We start from the raw sequence: 22,155 nt of genomic DNA on the forward strand, positions 1-22,155 counted from the left end.
TTTACTGTTCATCTCTTTCTAGCTCCATCATAATTTGCTTTAGAGTCAGATTTCCTTTTTGATGCAGGGTTAAATCATTGTTTGTATAAGCAGATAAAAGAGCCTCGTAGTAATTCTCTGCCTGATTGGCAAGGTTCTCAAGCAGCAGGCTGCATTCATTCATGAACTGCTCTAGATAATACTCGCCAAATTGATCCTGGTGTGCTGATAAGATATCCGTTATCGGCGTGTCGAGTTTTCCCTGCAGCTCGTCACTCATGGTTTTCTTTTCATTTTTTTCAAAAAAGGATTTCGTGTTTTTAAATTTTTTCAATGGCTGGCGGATTTCCGCTGATTTTATGTCTTTTAATGCAGCTTGCAGCTTTGGTGTATGAAACTTGGTGAATTCAGGCATTGATGTCCGGAGCTCGTTATTAGTCAATGCAATCTCCTTGGAATGACGCTTAAACACATTCTCAAGCAGCTTGTGGGTGTACTTTTCAAGCCTTAGTGTTGTTGCCTGCAGTTCTTGCAGAACATGAAATTGCAGCGATACAAGCAGGTCCTGCAGGCAGTTCTCAAGGATTTCTTTTGTTTGTTTTGAAGATCCCGCAAAAGCTCCAGGATGAAAGGATTCTTTAAATAAGTCTGGAAACCTCAGCATCGTCCGCTGTTTGACATAAAAAAGCTGTTCTTTAATTTCCTGCAGAACCTGTTTTTGCTCAAGCTGGTGTTCATCTGTACGAAGCATGGATACGATCTCGGCACGTTCGGATGACAGTCTCTTAAGTTCATTCTTTCTCTTTTCCTGATCATCATCTGCAGCGTTCAGGATCGACTGCAATTGCTGCTTTGCAATAGACAGCTCTACTTTGGCGGACATAATCATCGAAGCGGATAAGTCGTTATTGATAAAGTGCATAAAATCATCCTGGAACTGAGTGAATTCAGATATTGCAGGGTCTGACGTTTTTTCAAGCTCCATCAAACTTGATATGCCATAAAGACGCGGATGGCGTATCTCATGGGTAAGCAGCTGCCCGGTAATATACTCTTTTACCATTTCAATTTCTTCCTTGCTCTCTGCAAGATCAATGGCGTTGATGACAAAGAACATCTTATCCATGGTAAATGTATCTTTCACGCGACCAAGCTGTTTCAGAAATTCACGGTCTCCTTTTGAAAAAGGATGATTATAATACGTAACAAATAAAATGGCATCCGCATTTTTAATGTAATCAAAGGCTACTTCTGTATGCCGCGAGTTAAAGGAGTCTGCACCCGGTGTATCAACAATCGTAATTCCATTTCGAGTGAGGGGGCTGTCAAAATAGATGATGACCTCCTCTACCATGCAGGCTTTTTCTTCATTGGCGACAAACTCTTTGTATTCCTCTCTCTCAACTGCTCTTACCGTTCCGCTGATTGAAGGGAAATCCTTTAAAGCATGAGTGTAGAGCGGGAGAAGGGATTTCAGCCTCTCATTCCCGCCTTCTAGCTCATTGAGTTTTGAAAGAGCTGAATGAACCGATTCTGCTTCTATCGAAAATAAATCGGCGATTTCCGTCAGAAATGCTTCTTCTGATTTAAACTTCACTTCAATTAAACCGTGAGGCTTATCCGCTGTAACAGGCACAATTTTGTTAATTGTCGCCGTAGTAGGCGTTGGAGAAGAAGGCAAAAGCTTTTCGCCGAGAAGGGCATTTGCAAATGACGACTTTCCTGCACTGAAAGCACCGAATAAAGCAACGGTAAAAGATTTATTTTGAAGCGATTGTGCCTTCTCTAAAAGAGAAGCCGACAGCATGTGAAAACCGGGAATATCCCGCATGGCATCTGAAGCCCTGGCAATCTGCATTGAAAAGAAATCCTGATCGAGATGGAGTTCATGCTTTGGCAGTTCTTCTGTAAGCTCATCTCTCAAGGCAGAAACAGGTTTATGAGGCTCAAGTACCCCTTCAACAGGCTCCTTCATAGGGTACTTCTGCAGCCACTCCGTAATATTGATATCTGGAAAGCTTTGCTGATCCATCAGTTCACTTAAATCATTTTTCACTTGTTCAAATGAAATCAGGCTGTGATAGGTCTCATTTAATTCTTCAAGCTGTTTGTTCGCTTCGTCAACTTCTTTTTCAAGGGCTTTTATCTGATCTGCACTCTGGTTCTTCAGATGGTGTTCAATCTCTTCGATAAGAGGCAGGACCTGCTGTTTGCACTCTTTTTTTACAGCCTCGCTTAAATCATTGGAATAGGTCAGCGTATATTGCGAGTTTACTGTTGCACCTTTATGGATTGAATCCTGCAGCAGCTGTGGCTGAATCTTTACATCGAACGATTGAATGTCATTTAAAATAACTGGATCATGGATTTCATATTCAGCACTTTTTTTCTTTAAAAGTTCAGACAAATGCCACGTTATTTGTGACTGCAAGTGACGTGTTATTTCATCAAAAAGGTCAGACTCGCGCTTTTGCCGCTCTTCCATTGTTTTCACTTTAGAGAAAAGCAGGCCGACTTTAAATCCGGGCTGTGCAGCTGCAATATATCGCTCCGCCTTGGACCTTGTTTCAAATGGAATCAAATTCGCATTTTTTAGGATATACTGAAGCTGTTCCTTCATATCAAAAACTGCGCTGTTCACTTTATCAAACAGGCTTTGAAGTGCTGAAGCAGATGCCTCTCTGTTTACTTGCACTGATTCTAATCGCTGAATTAATTCCTCTGCCTGGATGTCTTTTATCTCAAGATCGTCCTCTTTCCACTTCAAAAATTCATTTACTAATGATTTCAATGTGGACTGGGCACTCTGGACAACAAGATGATCTTCGGCGATTGTATCGCGAATGAGTTTTTTTACTGTCTGAAGCTGATTATGTGTATTTTCATGATCTACTAAAGATGTATAAAAGATATGGTTTTTAGAAAGACCGGCTCCTCCAAATGTCGTTTCGATCTGTGATCTAAAATAAGAAAAAGAAACTTCTTCCTCTCTATGTTTATCAATTTGATTCACAATCAGGTATACATTTTTGCCTTTGTGTATCATTTCACTAATAAAAGTCACATTCTCTTCAGACTGCACATGATTATAGTCTGTAACATAGAAAATCAGATCTGCAAGATGCAGTGTTGATTCTGTTGCCATCCGGTGGGCGGCATCTGTTGAATCAATGCCGGGCGTATCCATAATCACCACATTTTCAGGCAGAGCCTGATATAAATCGCTGATCTCAACTTTCATAATTTCTTCGCCCTGTTTACAATAATCTTTCACTTGCTGAATGGAATATTCTCCGTTCAATTTCAGCAGATTCCCGCTGCTGTCATGCAAAATGACCGACTTGTCCCCTTTTTGGAGCAGCACCACATTAGCACTGGTCGGGATCGGACTTGTAGGCAGAATAGATTCTTCAAGGATCGTATTGATCATTGTTGATTTACCGGCAGAAAAGTGACCGGTAAATGCAATGTGTTTTGTTTCTTTATGTACTTTATAAATAAGCTCTTTTACCTTATCTGCAGCGGCCTTATCTTCTTTCACTTTTTCGAAAACAGCAGCTGAACGCGGCAGCAGATGGTGTTTTAACGTTTTCGTGCTCATTGCCTAAACCCCTTTGTCTAGCGTATATTGCTATTTTACTTGATTTTTTGTCTTTTTCCCATCATATTATAGAATGTATGAATTGTTCTCTAGAAACCTGAAACTTTTTTTAAGCATGACTCGTATAACGAGTAATTGCAAATAGTTTTTTCAATAGCTGAAAGGTGGGCATTTTCTTGTTGTTTGGAAAGGTATTGTGTAAATTTGGAGTCGGCTCTGCAAAAATTGATCTTGTTCTAAAAGGTGATACATACTGCATCGGCGATATGATCAAAGGCGAGTATATTATTAATGGCGGTGTTGTTGAACAGCGATTAAAACGAGTTGAATCAGATCTTGTGCAGACAACTTCAGATGATGACCGCAAAATAGTGATTCATACGAATACGATTTTCTCTTCAGCTATGATTTTGGCACAGGAAAAAAAAGTGATGGGTTTCTCTTTTAAGCTTCCATCTTCCCTTCAGCCATCTGATCACCGTGTATCTTATAAATTTATTACACGGCTGGTTTTTACAGACGGCATCAGCAGTGTAGATCATGATGAAATTATCATTCAGCCTGATTAAACCCCGGCAAAAGGTGACGTTATGCTCAGGTCACCTTTTTTCATGTTTACAATTATCAATTTCAAGCCTTATTGAATACTTGCCAGGGCCTGCTCCATTATCGAGAATATGCGCTTTTTCAGGAAGGTATTGTTTTATGTACCGGTAATTATTATATATTCGAGCGGTTCACGGTTTAGCCGTGTCCATTCTCGTTCAGCAAAACCGGTATCATAGTCAATCACTGACTCCATCTTTCTTCACTCTTTACAAGGAATATTCATAAATTATACCATTTAATGTTTTTGCAATATGAAAAAACGCTCTATAAATAGAACGTTTTTTTGTTTACTTAATTTTCCGGCTGTTTCATTTTAGACTCAGCTTTTTTCGTACCTTTCCATTTGAAGATTTTATTCATGAAAAGATAGATGGCTTTTGACTCTTTCGTTAACAATGGGCCTAGGATTGCTAATATCAGCACATAGAGTGCTGAGAATGGTTTTAGAATCGGCATCAGACCCCCAGCTATCCCTAAGTTAGCCATGATGATCGAAAACTCTCCTCTTGAGACGATGGTCAGTCCGATGTTTAGTGAACCTTTATGAGATAACCCGGCTCTTCTGCCTGCGATCATACCTGCTGTGATATTACCGAAAATCGTCAGTACAACAGCGCCAAGAGCAAGCCATACAGCGCCTCCAAGTGAAAATGGATCAATGCTTAGTCCGAAGCTGAAGAAAAAGAGTGCTCCGAAAAAATCACGAAAAGGAACAACTAAATGTTCAATTCGGTCGCTGTGGTCTGTTTCTGAAAACACCAGACCTAACAGCAGCGCGCCAATTGCTTCAGCAACATGGATTGTTTCTGAAAAACCGGCAATAAAGAACAGGGAAGCAAATACGACGATGATAAAGATTTCATCTGAAGAAATACTCAATAGTTTGTTTAGGATTGGTGTTGCTTTTCTGGCAACAATGAAAAATAAAAGCATGTATCCGAGGGCAATAAGAATAGAGGTTAATGCTCCGCCAATAGATGTTGCATCTCCAAGAACGAGGCCTGATACGACAGATAAGTAAACAGCTAAGAAGATATCCTCGAACATAATAATTCCCAAAATAAGTTCGGTCTCGGTATTACCGGTTCTTCTTAAATCAACCAATACTTTAGCGACTATGGCACTGGAGGAAATTGTGATGATGCCTGCAATAATCAAGATTTCAAGCAGAGGGAATCCAGCAAGGTAGGCAAAAAGCAAACCTATAGAAAAATTTATTAAAATATAGATTGACCCGCCCATCACAATGGACTTTCCTGATTTGATCAATTTTCCGATAGAAAACTCGAGTCCCAGGTAAAAAAGGAGAAATAGAACACCCATGCGTCCCATAAACTCGATTATTTCCGCACTCTCAATGAAAGTTAAATCAATGACTCCAATCTTTGGAGCGTGAGGACCTACCAGCATTCCTAGGACTATGAGGAATGGAATAATGGAGAACTTAAATTTCCCAGCTAAAAGGGCTGCAATTGCTACTAAAACTAATGCTGTTCCTACTTCAAATACTAAATGATCCATCTATACATACTCCCCCTTAAGAAGATAATAAATTTTTAATTAGCGCTTTCAAATCCTTTCTTTCTCCTGAAATAACTAAAGTGTCACCAGCTTCGATCCGTGTTTCCGGTCCTGGATTCAATACTTTTTTCTGATTTTTTTTCATGATAGCAATGACGGTTACGCCGTACTCGTTTCGAATATCAATGTCTAAAATGGATTTATTCACAGCAGGAGCACCCGGCTCTACTTTGAACCATTCAATCACAAGATCATTTAGGGCAATTTCAATGGACTCCAAAGCTTTTGGCTTGTATACCATGCCGCCTAATATGGCTGCAACTTGTCTTGCTTCAGAATCATTAAAAGTAACACTTGAGATGCTTTCCTCATGATCATCCGCATCAAAATGATAAATTTCTCTTCTTCCATCATCGTGAATCACGATGACAATTTTATCATTTGTTTTTGTAATCACTTCAAACTTTCTGCCGATTCCGGGCAATTCACTTTCTCTGCAATTCACACCTATTCCTCCTTCACATTTTGGGCAAAAAAATAGAGGCCTTTTATAAGGTCTCCAATTTTCTTACTTTCATTGTATCGAACTTTTTTGATGTATTCAAATAGTTTGCACTTTTATTCACAAAGTATTCAAAGGTTCTAAAACTCTTTCGATGAAAACGGCAAAAAGTATTTAACCCCTCTTCTATTAAATGGAAGTACCTTCATATCTGCAATCAAATGACTTGCATACCCCGCTGTGCTCACTATAAATAAATTATCCATCCCGATTGCCTGCTCAAATTGAAAGGCAATAACTGAAAAAAAAGCAAGGCCTGCAAGAGAATGCGTGTAGCTTCGATGGGGCACAAAGGAAGCAATCACGATAAATACTCCCAGCATGATAATCCAGCTCTCCTGTAAAGAAAGACCCCCAGCAAGAACCCCAATCCCTGTCATTGTCAGCATGTGTCTTTGCCTAAAAAAAGCAGAAAGAACGATAATGGCAGTGCCTGATCCCATTCCAATCCAGATTTCATTTCCTTTCCCTTGAAAAAAACTGTACATAATCATTAAGAAACCAATAATTTGTGCAAGTGTGCGAACAAACTGATGGGAAAAAGTGATCCGATTACTTAATTTTCCGTCTATATCAATATCCGGTATAAGTGCAGTCAGTCCGCCAAGACCTGATAATATCAATGTTGTCTGCAGGTCGGTCTGCATGGAGCTTGCAATAATAAATCCTGTTCCTGCCCCAATAGCCATATGTGATGTTCCATTCATAGATGCTTCCAGTCTCCTTTTTTGTTAATCCTATTATTCTAATATAAAAAAGTCCTTCTGGGAGGACTTTTTTGGAAAAAGTTTCTGATTTATAGTTGGACTACTTTTACAGGTGACATTCCCAGTTAAGTTTTTAAAACACGAAGCACAATTTCAAATAACCTTTTTTCCTTGATCCAGTTGGGTCATTTCAGTATCCAATAAAAAAAGATCCCCCTACGGAGATCTTTAGCTATTAAAACGAATGAGCCAAGTCTTTAGCGCGTGCAATACCATTTTCTTTGATTTCTTGTGCTTTATCAGGCATTGCTGCTTGACCTTCAATGAATAAGCCATCAAATGATGGAACTCCGAAGAAATTCATCATGATTCCAATGTAACGATGTCCCATTTCCATTTCAGCTGCTGGTCCAGTTGAGTAAATACCGCCGCGAGCCTGGATGTGAAGAGCTTTTTTATCTGTTAATAAACCAACAGGTCCTTGCTCTGTGTATTTGAATGTTTTGCCTGCAACAGCTACTGAGTCAAGATATGCTTTCATAACCGGAGGGAATGAGAAGTTCCACATCGGTGTTACGAAAACATATTTGTCAGCTGAAACAAATTGTTCGCTCAGTTCTGACAGACGTCCAACTTTTGCTTTTTCTTCTGCAGAAAGCTCCTCAAAGCCTTTACCGGTTTGAAGTTTGCCCCAGCCGCTGAATACATCAGCATCGATATGCGGAATGTTCTCTTTATAAAGATCGATGTGAACGACCTCATCGTTTGAATTAACTTCTTTGTAACTATCTAAAAATGCTTTTCCTGCTGCCATGCTAAATGAAGCTGTGTCGTCATGCGGATGTGCTGTGATGTATAAAACTTTTGCCATTTTTCATTTCACCTTTCCTTGTTTAAAATTAGAGACATTTTATTATTGTATTAAATCGAAAGATTAAAACAATAAATTATGAATCTTTAAATTAAAAATCTTTAATTCGAGATAATAATATCGAATATTTTCTTCTTTGTCAATTGATTTGAATTTAAATAAAAAAGAGATATGATTTTCCTCACTCTTTTCCTTTTGGCATCTGAACTTTTTTGAAACATAAACTAAGTAACGAAGAAAAATAATATAGCTAAGACATAGAAAGCAAAGAGTTAAAAAATGCAAATCAACCCTGCATCAGACGAATCTCACTCTTATAACTCGCACAAATTTTATCTTTTTTCATGTCCATAAAAAATGACTGCCGTTCAGGACGGCAGCCGATATAAACAGATATGATCATTTTATTAATTGTCTTAACTCTTTTGTCATTTGCTCAGTCAGCTCGGGTCTGCCGTGAAATTTGGCTGGGGTATTCTGAAAAAGCTGTATGAGCCATTTATCTTCTCTTTTTACTGCGATCAGCGTCTGGTGAGTATTAACATCGGGATTCAGATCTGTCTGCCCTGGCGGAACCATTCCTGCAATGGCACGCAAAATGGCTGCTTCTGTATTGAGAAGCTGCACATTTTTCACTTTGGTGATAAAGGGGGCAGTAGGATGACTTTCAAAAATAGGGCTGAGATGCCCGTAAATATCGCTGCGCCCAATTGCCAGGCTGCCGTCAAACCCAATCATTTCTCCTTCTTCTGCAAATAAATCGGCCATTTCACGTGCATTACGGTTATTCCAAGCTTCTATAAGCTGATGATAAAGGATATGTATCGTATTCATGTTCATTTCCTCCCTGCGTCCTTTATTCTGATTTTACATTAAATTATTTCTCATAGAAAACATCCAGTTCAATACTATATAAAAAGTGAGAAGGATGAGATTATGACCGAATTTCCTGTAATTCACACAAATGTTTGGGATGCAATCGCGGCGGTACCCGCAGTTTTGATCCTAACTCAAATTTTAAAGCTCTATTTTCATATTCCTGGAAGATACGTTCCCAGTCTTGCCGGATTGCTGGGAATGGGAATCTCCATTTTCATCAGCCATCCGCATCACTTATCTTCAGGAATTTTTATCGGTTTTTTTTACGGCAGTGCAGCAGTTGGTACCTATTCTTCGCTTAAGACTTAGATCTTGGCTTACCGCGGGCGATCAAAGTATGGTGATAAATCAGCATAAAAAAAACTGCCATTATGGCAGCGAATATATTTAAGAAGCAGTATTTACCTTTTTAAGTATGTAACCAATTAATGCGCTGTAGACTAAGACGGTACCTAATAGAAATAACATTGTCATTGTCCCACACAACCTTTTCACTGAGAATGATTCTTAAAATCAGTGTAGCACGAATGAAAATCATTTTCAACAAGAAAAAAGGAACCGACTGTTCAGACTCGGGCAGACAGATAAGAATTCTACCGAAAAGTCCGGGTAAGAAAGTCCCGAAAGAGACCTCATGGTTCCTCTTTTCCAGGAATAAACCTTCTTTTATTTAAAAACGACTTCTTATAATCCGTATGCTGCATCAGTGCTTTTTCTTCTTCTCGAATCCGGATGGTCAAAACTGCGGCATTGAGAACTGTGAAAAGAATGGCAGTAGCGTAAGCTTGAAAAAAAATTGGCAGAAAAAGAATTTCAACAGCTACAACTAAATAATTTGGATGCCTCATAAACCTGTATGGACCTTTTGCAACGACTTCAAGGTCCGGGACGATAATGATCTTTGTATTCCAAAAAGCCCCTAAACTGACGACCGCCCAGTACCTGATTATCTGAGTAATTAAAATAACCGGCAGGATCATCATCCAAAGCGGTGATACTTCTTTATTAAAGACAATTACTTCTAGTGTGAATGAAAGCAGAAACAGCAGATGAACGGCTACAATCAGCGGATAATGTTCCCTGCCGTGCTCTTTTCCTCCCATGCTTTTCATGTGTGCTTCGTTTCTCCTGGCAATAAATAATTCAGAGACTCTTTGAACAATGATAATAATAAGGAAGAAATAAAAAATCATACAGCTGTCTTCCATTCAACTAGTAAAAGCTCGGAGCAAAATCCTGGCCCGAGGGCTGCAATTATGCCTAAATCCGATTCCGCAGCAATCCGGCTGTTTAAGTATTCTTCCATTACGTACATAACTGTGGCAGATGACATATTTCCATGATTTTTCAGAACTTTTTTGGAAACTTGGAGCTGTTCATCGGCAAATCCAAGGCTTGATTGATAGGCTTGAAGCACTTTCTTCCCGCCTGGATGTGCTAGAAAATGTTTAATTTGCTTAAGCGGAATGTTTTCTTCTTGCAGGTAGTCTGCAACGGTCTGTTTTAGCCAGTTTTTAATAATACTCGGTATATCCCTGGAGAAAATGACGTAAAATCCGTTATTTTTAATATCCCATCCCATGACGTCTTCAGAATCCTTCATAAAGGTTGAGCGCGTAGAGAGTGTATTAGGGACAGTTTTAAGCGAAGAAAGCTCTTTTATCTTAATTCCTTCTCCTGCAAGCAGCGTACATGCTACACCATCTGCAAACAAAGAAGTGCCAATGAAGTTGCTTTTCGATAAATCATCATGCTGAAAAGTCAGGCTGCACAGTTCCACACAAACGACAATCACTTTAGCAAACGGATAGGCTTTGCAGTAGTCATGAGCTCTGGACAGACCTGATGCTCCTCCTGCGCAGCCAAGACCCCAGATAGGCACCCTTTTTGTTGAATCCTTAAAAGGCAATTGATTCATTATTTTAGCATCAATGCTCGGAGTCGAAATGCCTGTGCTTGAAATAAAGAATATCGCATCAATTTCTTCGCAGCCAATGTCTCTTTTTAAAAATTGTTTTGCAGTTAAGCAGTTGACTATCGCTTCTGTTCCAAGTGTAACCGCTGCTTCAATATACGTATTATTTTTATCCTCAAAAGAATGTTTAGAAGTATACCAGTCCATATTTTTCACGAACTGTCTGCTTTCAATGTCCCCATTTTTAAAAGCAGGCAGCAGTCTATTAATGTCTTTAAACGTTCCTTCAAATAGTTCCTTTGCGAATTCAACGGTCGCATCCTGGGGCATTTGATTCGGCGGTATACTTTTTCCTACCGACAAGATATATGCCATAAATACACCTCATTTTTCACCTAATAAGGGTACTTTTTCCATTTAGTATGAATTTTATGTAGGACTTTCCGGTGAACAAAAAAAAGCTCTTCCCGTTAAATGGGAAAAGCAACGTTTTAAAGGAGTTGTTGTTGTGCTCTTTTATTATAACCTTAAAATCCTGTTTGAAAAGAAAAGATTGAATGGGAATTAATGTATGTTAACAAGAAAAGCGGAACCGACTGGGCAGACAGATAAGAGTTTACCTGAAAAGTCCGTGTTCTGACCGAGGAGTGGGGACTGCATATAAATACGCAAACTTTTATACTTTCCTATGCTGTAAAAAAATAGGCCATATGAATTTCATCATCAAACTTTCCATTTAGAATTACCTGATCACGCTGAATTCCTTCACTAACAAAACCATATTTTTGATACAGCTTCAGTGCAATTTCATTAGATGCAAAAACAGTTAAGCACAGTTTATGGAGATTGTTTGTTTTGCACCACTCAAGCGTAGCACTCATCAGTTCTTTGCCAATGCCAAGTCCTTGAGCAGAATCTGAAAGCCACGTCCGGAAAAGTCCTGTATGCTTTTTCATCTCCAATTCACCGCGGATGACTCTAGCAATGCCGACAATTTTACCTTTTAGTTCAACACCTAAGTAAAGGTTGTTGTTTTCTCTCATTTCGGAAATAAAGTCCACTTCTTCCTGAATAGACCTCGGTCGTTCTTTTTGTATGTACGTCCCGGAATCAATAATGCTTTTTACGGCTTGGATAATATCTTCCGCATCTTCTTCTCTTATCGGACGCAAAGTCACCTGTTCACCGTTCTTTGCTGTAAATACTGTTTTAATCTCTTGAGTAATCATGATGTTCAGCTCCTTCGGTTTAGTATATCTCAGAGACCTAAGAAGTAACACATTATACATCTTGATTCTCATTTTTTCAAAGCATAAGTCTGCCAGATTGGCGCAAATATGCTTCAACTTCTTTAAAATTGTTTACACCAACATATTTGATTCCCTTTTCTTCTAACAGCCCGCAAAGGGAATCCTTGGCGAAGGTTGTATCCGCATATGCAGCAGGGTGAGAGTCAGGTTCGCTGTCTCCAAAGAAATAAACGGTTTCATATTTTTCCTTCAGCTTTAAAATTACTTTCGATTTATCAATGCCGTATCGCTCTGAATATTTCCAGTCTTCTTTGTCAATTTTCAAATGGATATTCCTGCCGTGGTAATATCCCTCATTCGAAAAAATTTCTACATCCAGAGCACCAATATCATCAAGAATATGCCGTATGTAGTAATCTGTACCTGCACTTAAAATGAAAAAATCTCCCCCATTTTTTTGAACAAGTTGGATAAATTGTCCAATATGCTCATCCATAGGCATCGTCAGGATCGATTTTATAAGCTGCTCTTCCTCTTCATGGATTGAGGTGAAAACATGGCTTAAAAAATCAATGTCGAGCATCTGCCCAGCCTTCCATTTTTTATATAGATCATCACCCTCTGGAAAGTAATTTTCTATGACATGATTATAAAAATCTTTCTTGGAGATGGTGCCGTCAAAATCTGATACAAAAGCCCACTTTTTCATTGAATTGACCTCCTGAGATTAATTTTCAATATTTGGATATATACAGGGAGTATTCTCATATGATGTAGTAATTGTTTTTTATTATTACATCAAAGGGGATGCACATGAAAAAAATACTCGTTATTTTCACCTTGGCGCTGATTATGTTTTTTGGCGCGGGAATCAGCAAAAGCTATGCAGCTGGAAATGATTTTATCATCATCAACAAATCAAAAAATCAGCTAGCCTACTATCAAAACAGCAAATTAAAAAGCGTATTCAGAGTAGCTACAGGCAGGCAGCCTTCCTACACCCCGGAAGGAAAGTTTAAAATTGTCAGCAAAATTGTCAACAGACCTTATTACAAAAAAGGCATTCCAGGAGGCGATCCCCGCAATCCGCTGGGTAACCGCTGGCTTGGAATCAATGCCAGAGGAACTTGGGGCACTACTTATGCTATTCACGGCAATAACAATCCAAATTCAATCGGACAATACATCAGTGATGGATGCATCCGTATGTATGACAGCGAAGTTGAGTGGCTTTACAGCCAGGTGAAAATGAACACACCTGTAATTATCACCACTTCAGGCAAAACATTCGATTCAATTGCGCTTTCAAATGGCTACAAAGTCAGCGGAAGCAAAGGAGTCCCTTCTAAACCAGCTGCATCTTCCGGCCAAAATCTAAAAAAAGGCAGCCGGGGCAGCGAAGTAAAGCAGCTTCAGCAGCTATTGACATCAAAGGGCTTTAATACAAAGGGCATTGATGGAATTTTTGGAAACAATACTGATAAAGCGGTCAGATCATTCCAAAAGAGCAAAAAGCTTGTTGTTGATGGAATTGTCGGCCCTGCGACTAAAAAAGCACTTAGTATGTATTAATAGATTATGAAAGCCCTAAAATTCATTTTTAGGGCTTTTTTCATGATATCTCCATCAATTCGAGATGAAAGTCACCTGTTGCATCTTTTTCATATAAATTTGTCAGCGAGGCCGTGTAATTAGTGATGGTTCCTTTAAAAGAAAGATTTCGATCAGGAATATCCACATCAAATGTCTGATTATATAGCAGGGTCGTAATGGCATGATAGTTTTCAGAGTGAACTTTAAAGTCCATTGTTACTTTCTGTGCGCCGTTTTTGGCAGCCTCTTCTTTTAAAAAATAGGGATTGATCTCAGTTTGATTTAAGAAAACCGAATAGGTCATTTCTCCGCATCTCCTGTAAGTTGATAGGGGAATGGTAACATGACTGGGTTAATAATACCAAGAATACAGCTCGGTATATAAATAAAAAAACCTCGCATTTTATTGCGAGGGGGCCAAACTATTAGGAAGCATGTTTTCCATTTAATGCAACGATTCCGCTTTTCTTTTCTTTTCGCACGATGTTGAAAAGAATATTTAATAGAATGGCTGTTAAACTTCCAGCAACAATCCCATTATTCGTTAAAATTTTAACCGATTCAGGAAGATTAGCAAACATATCAGGCACAGCTGTTACGCCAAGACCCATTCCAACGGAGCAGGCAATAATCAGCAGATTTTCCTGTGAAGCAAATTCCACTTGACTGAGCATCTTGATTCCATAGGCAATGACCATTCCAAACATGGCAACCATTGCCCCGCCAAGCACGGCTTCCGGAATGATTGTCGTAAATGCCGCAATCTTTGGAACCAGACCCAGAATCATCAACATACCTGCTGCCGTGTAAATGACATTTTTGGATTTAACACCTGAAAGTGAAATTAATCCGACATTTTGAGAGTAAGCTGTGTATGGAAAGGCGTTAAATATGCCTCCCAATAAATAAGCAACACCTTCTGCGCGATATCCTTTAGCAAGATCCTCTTTCGTAATTTTCTGCTTTGTGAGATCCCCTAAAGCATAATAGACACCTGTTGATTCAACCATACTGACAATTGCAACTAAAATCATGGTTAATATCGGTGCAATTTCAAACGTAGGCGTTCCAAAGTAAAACGGTTTTCCAACTTGAAACCAGCTTGCTTCATACACTGGCTGAATATCGACTTTTCCCATAAAGGCTGCAGCTGCTGTTCCCGCAAGAAGACCGATCAATATGGAAATTGAGCGAATAAATCCTGTGAAAAAACGGTACAGGAGAATGATGAAAAGCAATACACCAAATGCAAGTCCTATATTTGAAATAGAACCAAAATCAGGCGATCCCTGCCCTCCCGCCATATTATTCATGGCAACAGGAATTAGAGTGATCCCAATAATCGTTACAACCGATCCTGTTACAACAGGCGGAAAAAATTTCGCGAGCTTGCCAAAAACAGTTGAAATTAATATGACAAAAAGTCCAGAAGCAAGAATCGCTCCGTAGATAGAAGATATGCCGTACTCCGTTCCAATCGCAATCATTGGTCCAACAGCTGTAAACGTACACCCGAGTACGACCGGCAAACCAATTCCAAAGAATTTATTCTTCCATACTTGAAGAAGAGTAGCCAGTCCGCACATGAAAATATCAATCGATACAAGGTAGGTAAGCTGTTCTGCAGTAAGTCCCAGTGCTCCCCCAACGATAAGCGGAACGATGATCGCACCTGCATACATCGCCAGAACATGCTGAATCCCTAATGAAAAAACCTTGAATTTGCCGTTAATCATACCGCAGCCTCCTCCGTTTCTTCAAGAAATTGTACTTCATGATTTTCGAGTGATTTTATTCGTGCAAGTGATTCGACGCGGAATCCTTTCTCGCGAAGAATTTTTCCGCCTTCTTGAAAGGATTTCTCAATCACAATTCCGATTCCTGCAAGTGAAGCACCTGCTTGTTCTACTATTTCAGCAAGACCAAGTGCAGCTTGTCCATTTGCAAGGAAATCATCAATGACTAAAACACGGTCTTCGGAAGTCAGATGCTCGCCTGAGACAGCAATGGTATTTTCTTCTTGTTTTGTAAAAGAGTAAACAGCAGCAGTTAAAAGCTGATCTGTAAGCGTCAGTGACTTTCTTTTGCGGGCAAACACAACAGGAACGTTCAGCTCAAGTGCAGCCATAACAGATGGAGCAATTCCTGAAGATTCAATTGTCACGATTTTTGTAATACCATCGTTTTTGAATCGATAGGCAAATTCTTTCCCAACTTCTTTCATGAGGAATGCATCAATCTGATGGTTCAAAAAGGAATCCACTTTCAATACTTGGTTTGAAAGAACTTTCCCCTCTTTTATAATTTTATCCTGTAGTTGCTTCATGTTTAAAATCCCTCCAAATAATAAGAAAAGTGCAAGCGCCCTTTAGCTCCGGCAGACAGAACAAATCCGGCAGAAAAGTCCGGGTTTGACTTTTTGACGGATTTGTTCTGTCCGAGGAACTTGGCGATGGAGCTAGACATCAATGCGCTAATTTAATGTTCCTTAAAACAAAAAACGGCATTGCCTCACATAGAGTGAGACAATGCCGCTATATCCGGAAAAAAGAAAAGAAGTTCCCTATAAGGACCTTTTTCGAATAGAAACAACACTGCTCACTCATAGTCAGATGATTTACGGTCATCCGGTAGAAACTTGCAGGCCATATCCCTGCGATTATATGAGTGCTCGTTTATTTGATTAGTTGCATTATAACAAGGATTTTATAGTATGTGAAGTACTTTTCCGGAGAAAATACGAATAATAGCACCGAAAAAGTTTTTAATTATTCGTATTTTCAAACAAGTTAGATATGATTTGGTTATGATCTATTTATGATTTTGTGTAACTCATCTTCCAGGAAACACCATATTAATCTTACTTCTCACTGACTGAAGAGGCTGCAAGCGGCATTAATACGCTGCATCCTTTTAATAGTTTTTCAAAGGCGTCACAAGCAACAAAAAGGAAATTGCCGGTGTAAAAAAAACATGCTGGACGATGCTGTCGATACACATGATTTCCTGCCCTTTTAAAGTATACAATGCTTGCAGGACAGATCCGTTTTCATGATGATGGATGCTGTTTATCTTTCCTTCAAAAATAGATACATAATCATTCATCGCCTCTTCAGTTTTTCTGAAAACATAAGAAACGGCATCACTTTTTGTTGATTCAGTCCATTCTCTCCTTAAATAGAAAGACCGCACCTCTATACTGTGCGGTCTTTCTATTTTATTTTGCAGCCTCTAATTGGTAAAGCTTTGCATATTTCGTTTCAAGATGCTCAATCAAATATTTGGCATTCAGGCCTTCACCTGTGACATCATGAAGGATTTCAAGCGGCTGTTTCATTTTTCCATATTGATGGATGTTTTCAGTAAGCCAGTTTTTAATCGTGCCGAATTCTCCATTTTCAACAAGCTCATCAAAATTTGGAAGGTCTTTCAGCATTGCATTTTTAAACTGCGCTGCATACATATATCCCAATGCATATGAAGGGAAATAGCCGAACATCCCGCCAGACCAGTGCACATCCTGAAGAACGCCTTCTCCGTCATTTGATGGTGTTACCCCTAAGTATTCCTCATATTTCTCATTCCAAATACGCGGAAGATCTTCAACTTCAATCTCGTCGTTAAATAAACCTTTTTCAATTTCATAACGGATCATGATATGAAGCGGATATGTCAACTCATCTGCTTCAATTCGAATAAGTGAAGGCTTAGATTCGTTTACGCCTCTATAAAAATCCTCTAAAGAGACATCATCAAATTGACCTCCGGCATGCTGTTTCAAAGAATCATAGTAGCGATTCCAGAAGCCTGGATTTTTCCCTATGAATTTTTCATAGAAGAGTGACTGTGATTCATGAATTCCCATTGAAGTTCCGTCACACAGCAGCGTACCTTCAAGCTCTTCAGAAATATTCTGCTCATATAAGGCGTGCCCGCACTCATGAATGGTGCCAAATAACGCTGTGCGGAAATCCTTCTCTGCATACTTCGTTGTGACCCTTACGTCCCCGCGGTTTAAGCTGATTGCAAATGGATGCACCGTTTCATCCAAACGGCCTGCTTCAAAATCATAGCCAAGCTCTTTTAAGAAAAATTCAGAGATTTGACGCTGTTTTTCTTTTGAGATCGGCTCATATAAAAAACCCGTTTCAGGCTGATTAGGAGATTCTGTAATACTCTTTACGAGCGGAACAATGCGTTCCCTGAGCTCACCAAATACACGGTCAAGCACTTCCACCGTTACACCAGGCTCATATTGATCCAAAAAAGTATCATATTTGTTTTCTTTATATCCCCAGTACTCAAGAAACTTTTTGTTTGTTTCAACAAGTTTCTTTAAATATGGTGCAAACAAGCTGAAGTCTGATTTATCTTTTGCTTCCTCCCATACGGATTCTGCTTTTGATTTAAGAATGACGTATTCCTTAAATTCATCCTGTGGAATCACTTTGCTTAGCTTGTATTCTTTCTCGCACTCCAGCGCTGCTTTATACGCAATTTCTGAAACTTCATCTTTCGCCTGTAAAACCTGATCAATATATGATCTCATCTGATCAGACGTCGCCATTTGAAAAACTTCTGTAGACAGGACACCAATTGCCTGAGACCGCTGCTCAACAGCTTTCTTAGGCGCCCCTGTTCTAAGATCCCAGAACATGAGAGAAATTGCTTCATTATAGCTTTTCATTTTTTGAAGGTACTCTAAAAATTCTTTTTCAACGGATTGAATGGACATACTGCTCACCCCTTGATTTTTTATGTAAATAAATAGTAATAATTTTCTAACATTTTCAGATTAAATGATAGGAAAGGTTTTTGTCAATCATTTTTATCGACTGGTTAGTCTGTTTTAAGAAAAGCGGAACCGACTGTTCAGACCCGAAAGAAACCGAATTAGTTATTAAGAAGGGCATGAAGAAATGGTATAATCGCTCCAGAATGACTGCCAAAATTCAAAGCGTCATTTACAAGGCGCGCACAAATATGGGGCAGCCGTCGGCATTATGCTTCGTATAACCTGTCATTATTAAAAATTCCATAAAAAAAAGCGAAGGATTCCCTTCGCTTTTAAACGATTTCAGGCTCAACCGGCAATACTGCTTTAACCTGATCCATTACTTTTACATCACGCTCGTTAGAAAGGTAAATCGAGATTTCCCCCTGATCAGTGCTGGTTCTGATCAATCGCCCGATGCCCTGCTTCAATCTTAGAATCATGTATGGCATATCTACATCAGCAAATGGATTTGCCGTGCTGCCGCGTTTTGATTCAAAAACAGGATCTGTTGGAGGAAACGGGAGTGACCAAATGATTACATTAGACAGAGATGCACCTGGAATATCAAGACCTTCCCATAAATGCACAGCACATAAAATAGACGTTTCGTCATTTTGGAATTCAGATACAAGCTGGCTGATTTCCTGATCTCCTTCAAATAGGAATGAGTATTCAGTGTTCTGTTCACTTGTATATTGTTTAAAGACTTCGAGTTCGTTCATGGCACTGAACAAGATGAGTGCCCGGCCGCCGGTCTTTTTAACTTTTTCCAGAGTCTGAATACACTTCATTTTATTTAAATCTTGTGAAGCTGATAGATCATGAAGTTTTATTTTCATATTTTCTTCATAATCAAATGGCGACTCCACAGTGAGAGACAAGTAATCTTTAACTCCAAGACTCCCCGCAATGAAATCAAATGATTTATTGTTAGACAGAGTGGCAGAAGAGAAAACATATGGTTTTTTCTGTGAAAATACTTTTTCTCTCAGCACTTCTTCAACAGTCCGCGGCATAATAATCAGCGAAAAATCCTGCTCTCCGCTTTCTATCCAATGAATGGCGCCGCTTTGCTTATTAAAGAGAGAAATGGAGAACTCCATAGAATCCAAGTATTCTTCGACAATTTTAAGCTCATAAGAATCAATGGTATACATTTCGCTTTCAAAAACGAGTGCTTCCCCGATTTCAGCAAGAAGCCTGTGCAGCTGAATGCCCTGCTTTTTTAAAGTATTATTCATCATAATTTTTGAACGGTGCGAGCCTGGAACTTCTTCAGAGGCATCAAGCAGGCTGTCGAAAAACTCTTCATTTACTACAAGTGTATCTTCTACTAAGTGAGCGAATTCTTCCCGGATATCATTTTGAAGAAGTCTTTCCAGCAGAACAGCAAGTGTGCTGCTTTTCACTCTGTATGTTAAGGCTTTTTGCGCTGCATATTCTAAAAGATGGCCTTCGTCAAATACGACAGAGCTGTGCTCTGGAAGAAGCGGCAGCTGGCCTTCGCGCTTTCTGGAATCAAACGTCCAAATATGCTCCATATAAAAATCATGGGAGCAGACAATCAGATCTGCAGCTTTTCTGTAATGATCGCGTGAAAGAGTTAAGCCGCAGCGATGTCTTTGATCGCATGACAGACAATCCTGAAACGAATCATAATTTACAGTGTTCCACTCTTCATCTGATAAATGAGGATATTCTTTCCGGTCACCATAATGGCTGAAAGATTGCATGCCGGCTTTTTCGTGCACAAACGACGGCAGGGATTCAAATAAATCCAGAAAAAGATCATCGCCAGTACGCTGAATCGTTTGATCCAGTTTCTTAAGACATAGATATTGATCCTGTGACTTCCCTAAACGAACATCGATATTCAAGTCCAAATGCTTGCGAAGCTTTGCAATATCGCCTTCATTTTTAACAAGCTGTTCAATCAGTGTTTCATCCGCACAAGCAATAATGGCTGGTTTTCCTGTGTATCTTGCATAGCTTATTGCATAAAGCAAATAAACAAGAGTTTTACCCGTACCTACTCCCGCTTCAGCAAACATGACGTTTTTTTCTCGGAACGCACGTTCAAGCTGAAACGCCATAAATATTTGTTCATCTCTAAGTTCAAAGCCTTTTTCAGGCAAAATATCATAAAAAACATCGCCGATCCAGTTATTTAATCCTTCATAGAAGGTTTCATTCTTTGATACGGCAAAAGGCAGACGTGACGTCGGCATGTATCAGATCCCCCACATTCTTTTATACTCGAAAGGACATTATTTCACTTAACGCACTCATAGTCAAGATTTCATGCCTATGAATGAACGTAGAATTAGATTGGGTTTTTTATAGCGATGCTGCCTTTTCCCACTAAAAAAGATAGGCTTTCATCACGAGAAAGCCTATCTCTTAACGGTCATAAAGTGTATCAATCAGTACCTTCTGATCAATAGCAGAGGCGTGGGCAACAGCTTTTAGAAAATCAGCGCGAGCATTGCTCAGCGATGCATGAGCTGCTGCGTCCTGACCATTTTCTATGAGCGACAGATAGGAAGACGACAGCGCCTTCGATATTAAGTTAAAGTCTTCGTTTACGTGCAAAAAAACCACTCCCCTGAATTTTATCAATACTGATTCTAGTGTATTCAAGGGAGGATCAATCTATACCTGTTTCTTTTCACGCGGAGGGCGTTTCCCCCAGAATTGGTAATAATCTGTTTCGATAAATCCATTAAACAGTTTGCGTTTTTTTGTAGCCTGTCTTCCGTAAAATTGCTCAAATCCTTTATGGGAAGTCAGCATATAAACAGACCATGTATCATGAGGAGCCAGTGCCCGTCCTAATTCCTTATACATCTGTTCCACTTCTTCTTTTTCGCCGAGACGTTCACCGTATGGCGGATTGCCGACGATAACACCGTACTCTTTTCTGGTCGTGAAGTCGCTGACTTGCATTTGTTTAAACTGAATAATGCCTCCAAGGCCAGCTTCATCCGCGTTTTCTTCAGCTATGCGGATCATGCGGTGATCGATATCATGACCTGCTATGTCAAGAGGGACATCATAATTTGCCAAGTCCTCAGCTTCCACTCTTGCATTGTTCCAGTGCTGCTTATTAATCCAGTTCCATTGTTCAGATATAAATTCACGATTAAAACCAGGAGCAATGTTCTGCCCAATTAAAGCTGCTTCAATAGGAATCGTGCCTGAACCGCAAAATAGATCCGCAAAAGGGCGGTCCGGTGTCCAGTTGGTCAGCATGACAAGCGCTGCTGCCAGTGTTTCTTTTAATGGAGCTCCACCCTGATCAAGCCTGAAGCCTCTTTTATGGAGTCCTGCGCCGCTTGTGTCAATGGTCAGCGTGGCAACATCTTTTAAAAGGGCAATTTCCACTTTATAAAGCGGGCCGGATTCCTCGTACCAGTCAGACGCAATTTTATGATGGCTTTTCAGTTTTTCAACGATTGCCTTTTTCACAATCCGCTGACAGTCAGAGACACTGAACAGCTTTGATTTAACTGATTTCCCAGTGACAGGAAATTCAGCTTGTGCAGGAATAATATCTCCCCAGTTTAATGCTTTTGTTTTCTCAAAAAGCTCATCAAATGAATAGGCTTTGAATTCTCCTACTTTTAATTTGACGCGGTCTGCAGTGCGCAGCCACAAATTTACCCGAGGAATGTCTTTTGCTTCTGCCTGGAATGTAACCTTGCCGTTTTCTGTCGTGCATTCATAGCCAAGATCACGCACTTCTTTTGCAACCAAAGCTTCGAGGCCCATTGCTGCAGTAGCAATTAATGTGACTTTTTCCATGAAATCACCTTCTTTTCTGTATGATCGTACTGTTATCTCAAACTTCTGTATGCTTGATTAACCGAAATTTTATGTAAATGAAAAGCT

The 22,155-nt window shown here is 39.5% G+C and carries 21 protein-coding genes and 1 riboswitch; of the genes, 3 read left to right on the forward strand and 18 right to left on the reverse strand.

Going from position 1 to position 22,155, the window contains the following annotated elements:
• Position 1: 1 nt before the first annotated feature.
• A complete protein-coding gene (locus QLQ22_RS25260; protein ID WP_223436140.1) occupies positions 2–3,580 on the reverse strand; it encodes a dynamin family protein in 3,579 nt (1,192 codons plus the stop codon).
• 176 nt (positions 3,581–3,756) lie between these two features.
• Here QLQ22_RS25260 and QLQ22_RS16225 point away from each other — a divergent pair, with 176 nt between their 5' ends.
• A complete protein-coding gene (locus QLQ22_RS16225; protein WP_223436142.1) occupies positions 3,757–4,149 on the forward strand; it encodes a sporulation protein in 393 nt (130 codons plus the stop codon).
• Between the two features lie 331 nt (positions 4,150–4,480).
• On the opposite strand, the gene QLQ22_RS16230 is transcribed toward QLQ22_RS16225, so the two are convergent.
• The 5 genes from QLQ22_RS16230 to QLQ22_RS16250 form a co-directional block, all read right to left on the reverse strand.
• Positions 4,481–5,710, reverse strand: a complete 1,230-nt coding sequence (locus tag QLQ22_RS16230; protein WP_223436144.1) for a cation:proton antiporter — start codon at positions 5,708–5,710, stop codon at positions 4,481–4,483.
• Between the two features lie 16 nt (positions 5,711–5,726).
• On the reverse strand, positions 5,727–6,215 hold the full coding sequence (locus tag QLQ22_RS16235; RefSeq protein ID WP_252207131.1) for a cation:proton antiporter regulatory subunit: 489 nt from the start codon (positions 6,213–6,215) through the stop codon (positions 5,727–5,729).
• A 137-nt stretch (positions 6,216–6,352) separates the two neighbouring features.
• Positions 6,353–6,979 carry a metal-dependent hydrolase gene (locus QLQ22_RS16240; RefSeq protein ID WP_223436148.1) on the reverse strand — a complete coding sequence of 209 codons (627 nt, stop codon included), beginning with the start codon at positions 6,977–6,979 and terminating at the stop codon, positions 6,353–6,355.
• A 235-nt stretch (positions 6,980–7,214) separates the two neighbouring features.
• Positions 7,215–7,850 carry an FMN-dependent NADH-azoreductase gene (locus QLQ22_RS16245; RefSeq protein ID WP_223436150.1) on the reverse strand — a complete coding sequence of 212 codons (636 nt, stop codon included), beginning with the start codon at positions 7,848–7,850 and terminating at the stop codon, positions 7,215–7,217.
• A gap of 399 nt (positions 7,851–8,249) precedes the next feature.
• A complete protein-coding gene (locus tag QLQ22_RS16250; protein ID WP_252207132.1) occupies positions 8,250–8,684 on the reverse strand; it encodes an SgcJ/EcaC family oxidoreductase in 435 nt (144 codons plus the stop codon).
• Between the two features lie 102 nt (positions 8,685–8,786).
• On the opposite strand from QLQ22_RS16250, the gene QLQ22_RS16255 reads away from it, so the two are divergent.
• Positions 8,787–9,038 carry a hypothetical protein gene (locus QLQ22_RS16255; protein ID WP_284015208.1) on the forward strand — a complete coding sequence of 84 codons (252 nt, stop codon included), beginning with the start codon at positions 8,787–8,789 and terminating at the stop codon, positions 9,036–9,038.
• A 323-nt stretch (positions 9,039–9,361) separates the two neighbouring features.
• Here the strand turns inward: QLQ22_RS16255 and QLQ22_RS16260 are convergent, their stop codons facing one another.
• The 4 genes from QLQ22_RS16260 to QLQ22_RS16275 form a co-directional block, all read right to left on the reverse strand.
• A complete protein-coding gene (locus tag QLQ22_RS16260; RefSeq protein ID WP_223443518.1) occupies positions 9,362–9,919 on the reverse strand; it encodes an isoprenylcysteine carboxyl methyltransferase family protein in 558 nt (185 codons plus the stop codon).
• Positions 9,919–11,019, reverse strand: a complete 1,101-nt coding sequence (locus tag QLQ22_RS16265) for a type III polyketide synthase (protein WP_223436154.1) — start codon at positions 11,017–11,019, stop codon at positions 9,919–9,921. The genes QLQ22_RS16260 and QLQ22_RS16265 overlap by 1 nt, the downstream gene beginning before the upstream one ends.
• A gap of 311 nt (positions 11,020–11,330) precedes the next feature.
• A complete protein-coding gene (locus QLQ22_RS16270) occupies positions 11,331–11,873 on the reverse strand; it encodes a GNAT family N-acetyltransferase (RefSeq protein WP_223436156.1) in 543 nt (180 codons plus the stop codon).
• 76 nt (positions 11,874–11,949) lie between these two features.
• On the reverse strand, positions 11,950–12,603 hold the full coding sequence (locus tag QLQ22_RS16275; RefSeq protein WP_223436158.1) for an MtnX-like HAD-IB family phosphatase: 654 nt from the start codon (positions 12,601–12,603) through the stop codon (positions 11,950–11,952).
• Between the two features lie 104 nt (positions 12,604–12,707).
• Between QLQ22_RS16275 and QLQ22_RS16280 the strand changes: the two genes are divergently transcribed.
• Positions 12,708–13,466 carry a L,D-transpeptidase family protein gene (locus QLQ22_RS16280; RefSeq protein ID WP_223436160.1) on the forward strand — a complete coding sequence of 253 codons (759 nt, stop codon included), beginning with the start codon at positions 12,708–12,710 and terminating at the stop codon, positions 13,464–13,466.
• Positions 13,467–13,506: 40 nt separating this feature from the next.
• On the opposite strand, the gene QLQ22_RS16285 is transcribed toward QLQ22_RS16280, so the two are convergent.
• From QLQ22_RS16285 to QLQ22_RS16320, 8 genes are all read right to left on the reverse strand, one after another.
• The gene (locus tag QLQ22_RS16285) at positions 13,507–13,791 is read right to left on the reverse strand and encodes a DUF3219 family protein (protein WP_223436162.1); all 285 of its coding nucleotides are present in this window, start codon (positions 13,789–13,791) and stop codon (positions 13,507–13,509) included.
• Between the two features lie 121 nt (positions 13,792–13,912).
• Complete coding sequence (locus QLQ22_RS16290) at positions 13,913–15,223, reverse strand: nucleobase:cation symporter-2 family protein (RefSeq protein ID WP_252207135.1); 1,311 nt, start codon at positions 15,221–15,223, stop codon at positions 13,913–13,915.
• Positions 15,220–15,813 (reverse strand): xanthine phosphoribosyltransferase, encoded by a 594-nt coding sequence (locus tag QLQ22_RS16295; RefSeq protein ID WP_284015209.1) that lies wholly within the window; start codon positions 15,811–15,813, stop codon positions 15,220–15,222. The genes QLQ22_RS16290 and QLQ22_RS16295 overlap by 4 nt, the downstream gene beginning before the upstream one ends.
• 259 nt (positions 15,814–16,072) lie before the next feature.
• Positions 16,073–16,174: riboswitch (purine riboswitch) on the reverse strand.
• 226 nt (positions 16,175–16,400) lie between these two features.
• On the reverse strand, positions 16,401–16,592 hold the full coding sequence (locus QLQ22_RS16300; RefSeq protein WP_252207136.1) for a VOC family protein: 192 nt from the start codon (positions 16,590–16,592) through the stop codon (positions 16,401–16,403).
• Positions 16,593–16,704: 112 nt separating this feature from the next.
• Positions 16,705–18,222 (reverse strand): carboxypeptidase M32, encoded by a 1,518-nt coding sequence (locus QLQ22_RS16305; RefSeq protein WP_223436170.1) that lies wholly within the window; start codon positions 18,220–18,222, stop codon positions 16,705–16,707.
• Between the two features lie 332 nt (positions 18,223–18,554).
• On the reverse strand, positions 18,555–20,492 hold the full coding sequence (locus QLQ22_RS16310) for an ATP-dependent DNA helicase (protein WP_223436173.1): 1,938 nt from the start codon (positions 20,490–20,492) through the stop codon (positions 18,555–18,557).
• Between the two features lie 172 nt (positions 20,493–20,664).
• Positions 20,665–20,856 carry a hypothetical protein gene (locus tag QLQ22_RS16315; protein ID WP_223436175.1) on the reverse strand — a complete coding sequence of 64 codons (192 nt, stop codon included), beginning with the start codon at positions 20,854–20,856 and terminating at the stop codon, positions 20,665–20,667.
• A 60-nt stretch (positions 20,857–20,916) separates the two neighbouring features.
• The gene (locus QLQ22_RS16320; protein WP_223436177.1) at positions 20,917–22,068 is read right to left on the reverse strand and encodes a THUMP domain-containing class I SAM-dependent RNA methyltransferase; all 1,152 of its coding nucleotides are present in this window, start codon (positions 22,066–22,068) and stop codon (positions 20,917–20,919) included.
• Positions 22,069–22,155 lie beyond the last annotated feature (87 nt).

This window comes from Metabacillus hrfriensis (assembly GCF_030127205.1).
In the GTDB taxonomy this organism is placed as follows: domain Bacteria; phylum Bacillota; class Bacilli; order Bacillales; family Bacillaceae; genus Bacillus_P; species Bacillus_P dongyingensis.

Coding starts and splice junctions, on each gene's coding strand:
- QLQ22_RS25260 (WP_223436140.1), bottom strand. CDS start 3,580: ATGAGCACGAAAACGTTAAAACACCATCTGCTGCCGCGTTCAGCTGCT.
- QLQ22_RS16230 (WP_223436144.1), bottom strand. CDS start 5,710: ATGGATCATTTAGTATTTGAAGTAGGAACAGCATTAGTTTTAGTAGCA.
- QLQ22_RS16240 (WP_223436148.1), bottom strand. CDS start 6,979: ATGAATGGAACATCACATATGGCTATTGGGGCAGGAACAGGATTTATT.
- QLQ22_RS16245 (WP_223436150.1), bottom strand. CDS start 7,850: ATGGCAAAAGTTTTATACATCACAGCACATCCGCATGACGACACAGCT.
- QLQ22_RS16250 (WP_252207132.1), bottom strand. CDS start 8,684: ATGAATACGATACATATCCTTTATCATCAGCTTATAGAAGCTTGGAAT.
- QLQ22_RS16255 (WP_284015208.1), top strand. CDS start 8,787: ATGACCGAATTTCCTGTAATTCACACAAATGTTTGGGATGCAATCGCG.
- QLQ22_RS16265 (WP_223436154.1), bottom strand. CDS start 11,019: ATGGCATATATCTTGTCGGTAGGAAAAAGTATACCGCCGAATCAAATG.
- QLQ22_RS16270 (WP_223436156.1), bottom strand. CDS start 11,873: ATGATTACTCAAGAGATTAAAACAGTATTTACAGCAAAGAACGGTGAA.
- QLQ22_RS16275 (WP_223436158.1), bottom strand. CDS start 12,603: ATGAAAAAGTGGGCTTTTGTATCAGATTTTGACGGCACCATCTCCAAG.
- QLQ22_RS16280 (WP_223436160.1), top strand. CDS start 12,708: ATGAAAAAAATACTCGTTATTTTCACCTTGGCGCTGATTATGTTTTTT.
- QLQ22_RS16285 (WP_223436162.1), bottom strand. CDS start 13,791: ATGACCTATTCGGTTTTCTTAAATCAAACTGAGATCAATCCCTATTTT.
- QLQ22_RS16290 (WP_252207135.1), bottom strand. CDS start 15,223: ATGATTAACGGCAAATTCAAGGTTTTTTCATTAGGGATTCAGCATGTT.
- QLQ22_RS16295 (WP_284015209.1), bottom strand. CDS start 15,813: ATGAAGCAACTACAGGATAAAATTATAAAAGAGGGGAAAGTTCTTTCA.
- QLQ22_RS16300 (WP_252207136.1), bottom strand. CDS start 16,592: ATGAATGATTATGTATCTATTTTTGAAGGAAAGATAAACAGCATCCAT.
- QLQ22_RS16305 (WP_223436170.1), bottom strand. CDS start 18,222: ATGTCCATTCAATCCGTTGAAAAAGAATTTTTAGAGTACCTTCAAAAA.
- QLQ22_RS16310 (WP_223436173.1), bottom strand. CDS start 20,492: ATGCCGACGTCACGTCTGCCTTTTGCCGTATCAAAGAATGAAACCTTC.
- QLQ22_RS16320 (WP_223436177.1), bottom strand. CDS start 22,068: ATGGAAAAAGTCACATTAATTGCTACTGCAGCAATGGGCCTCGAAGCT.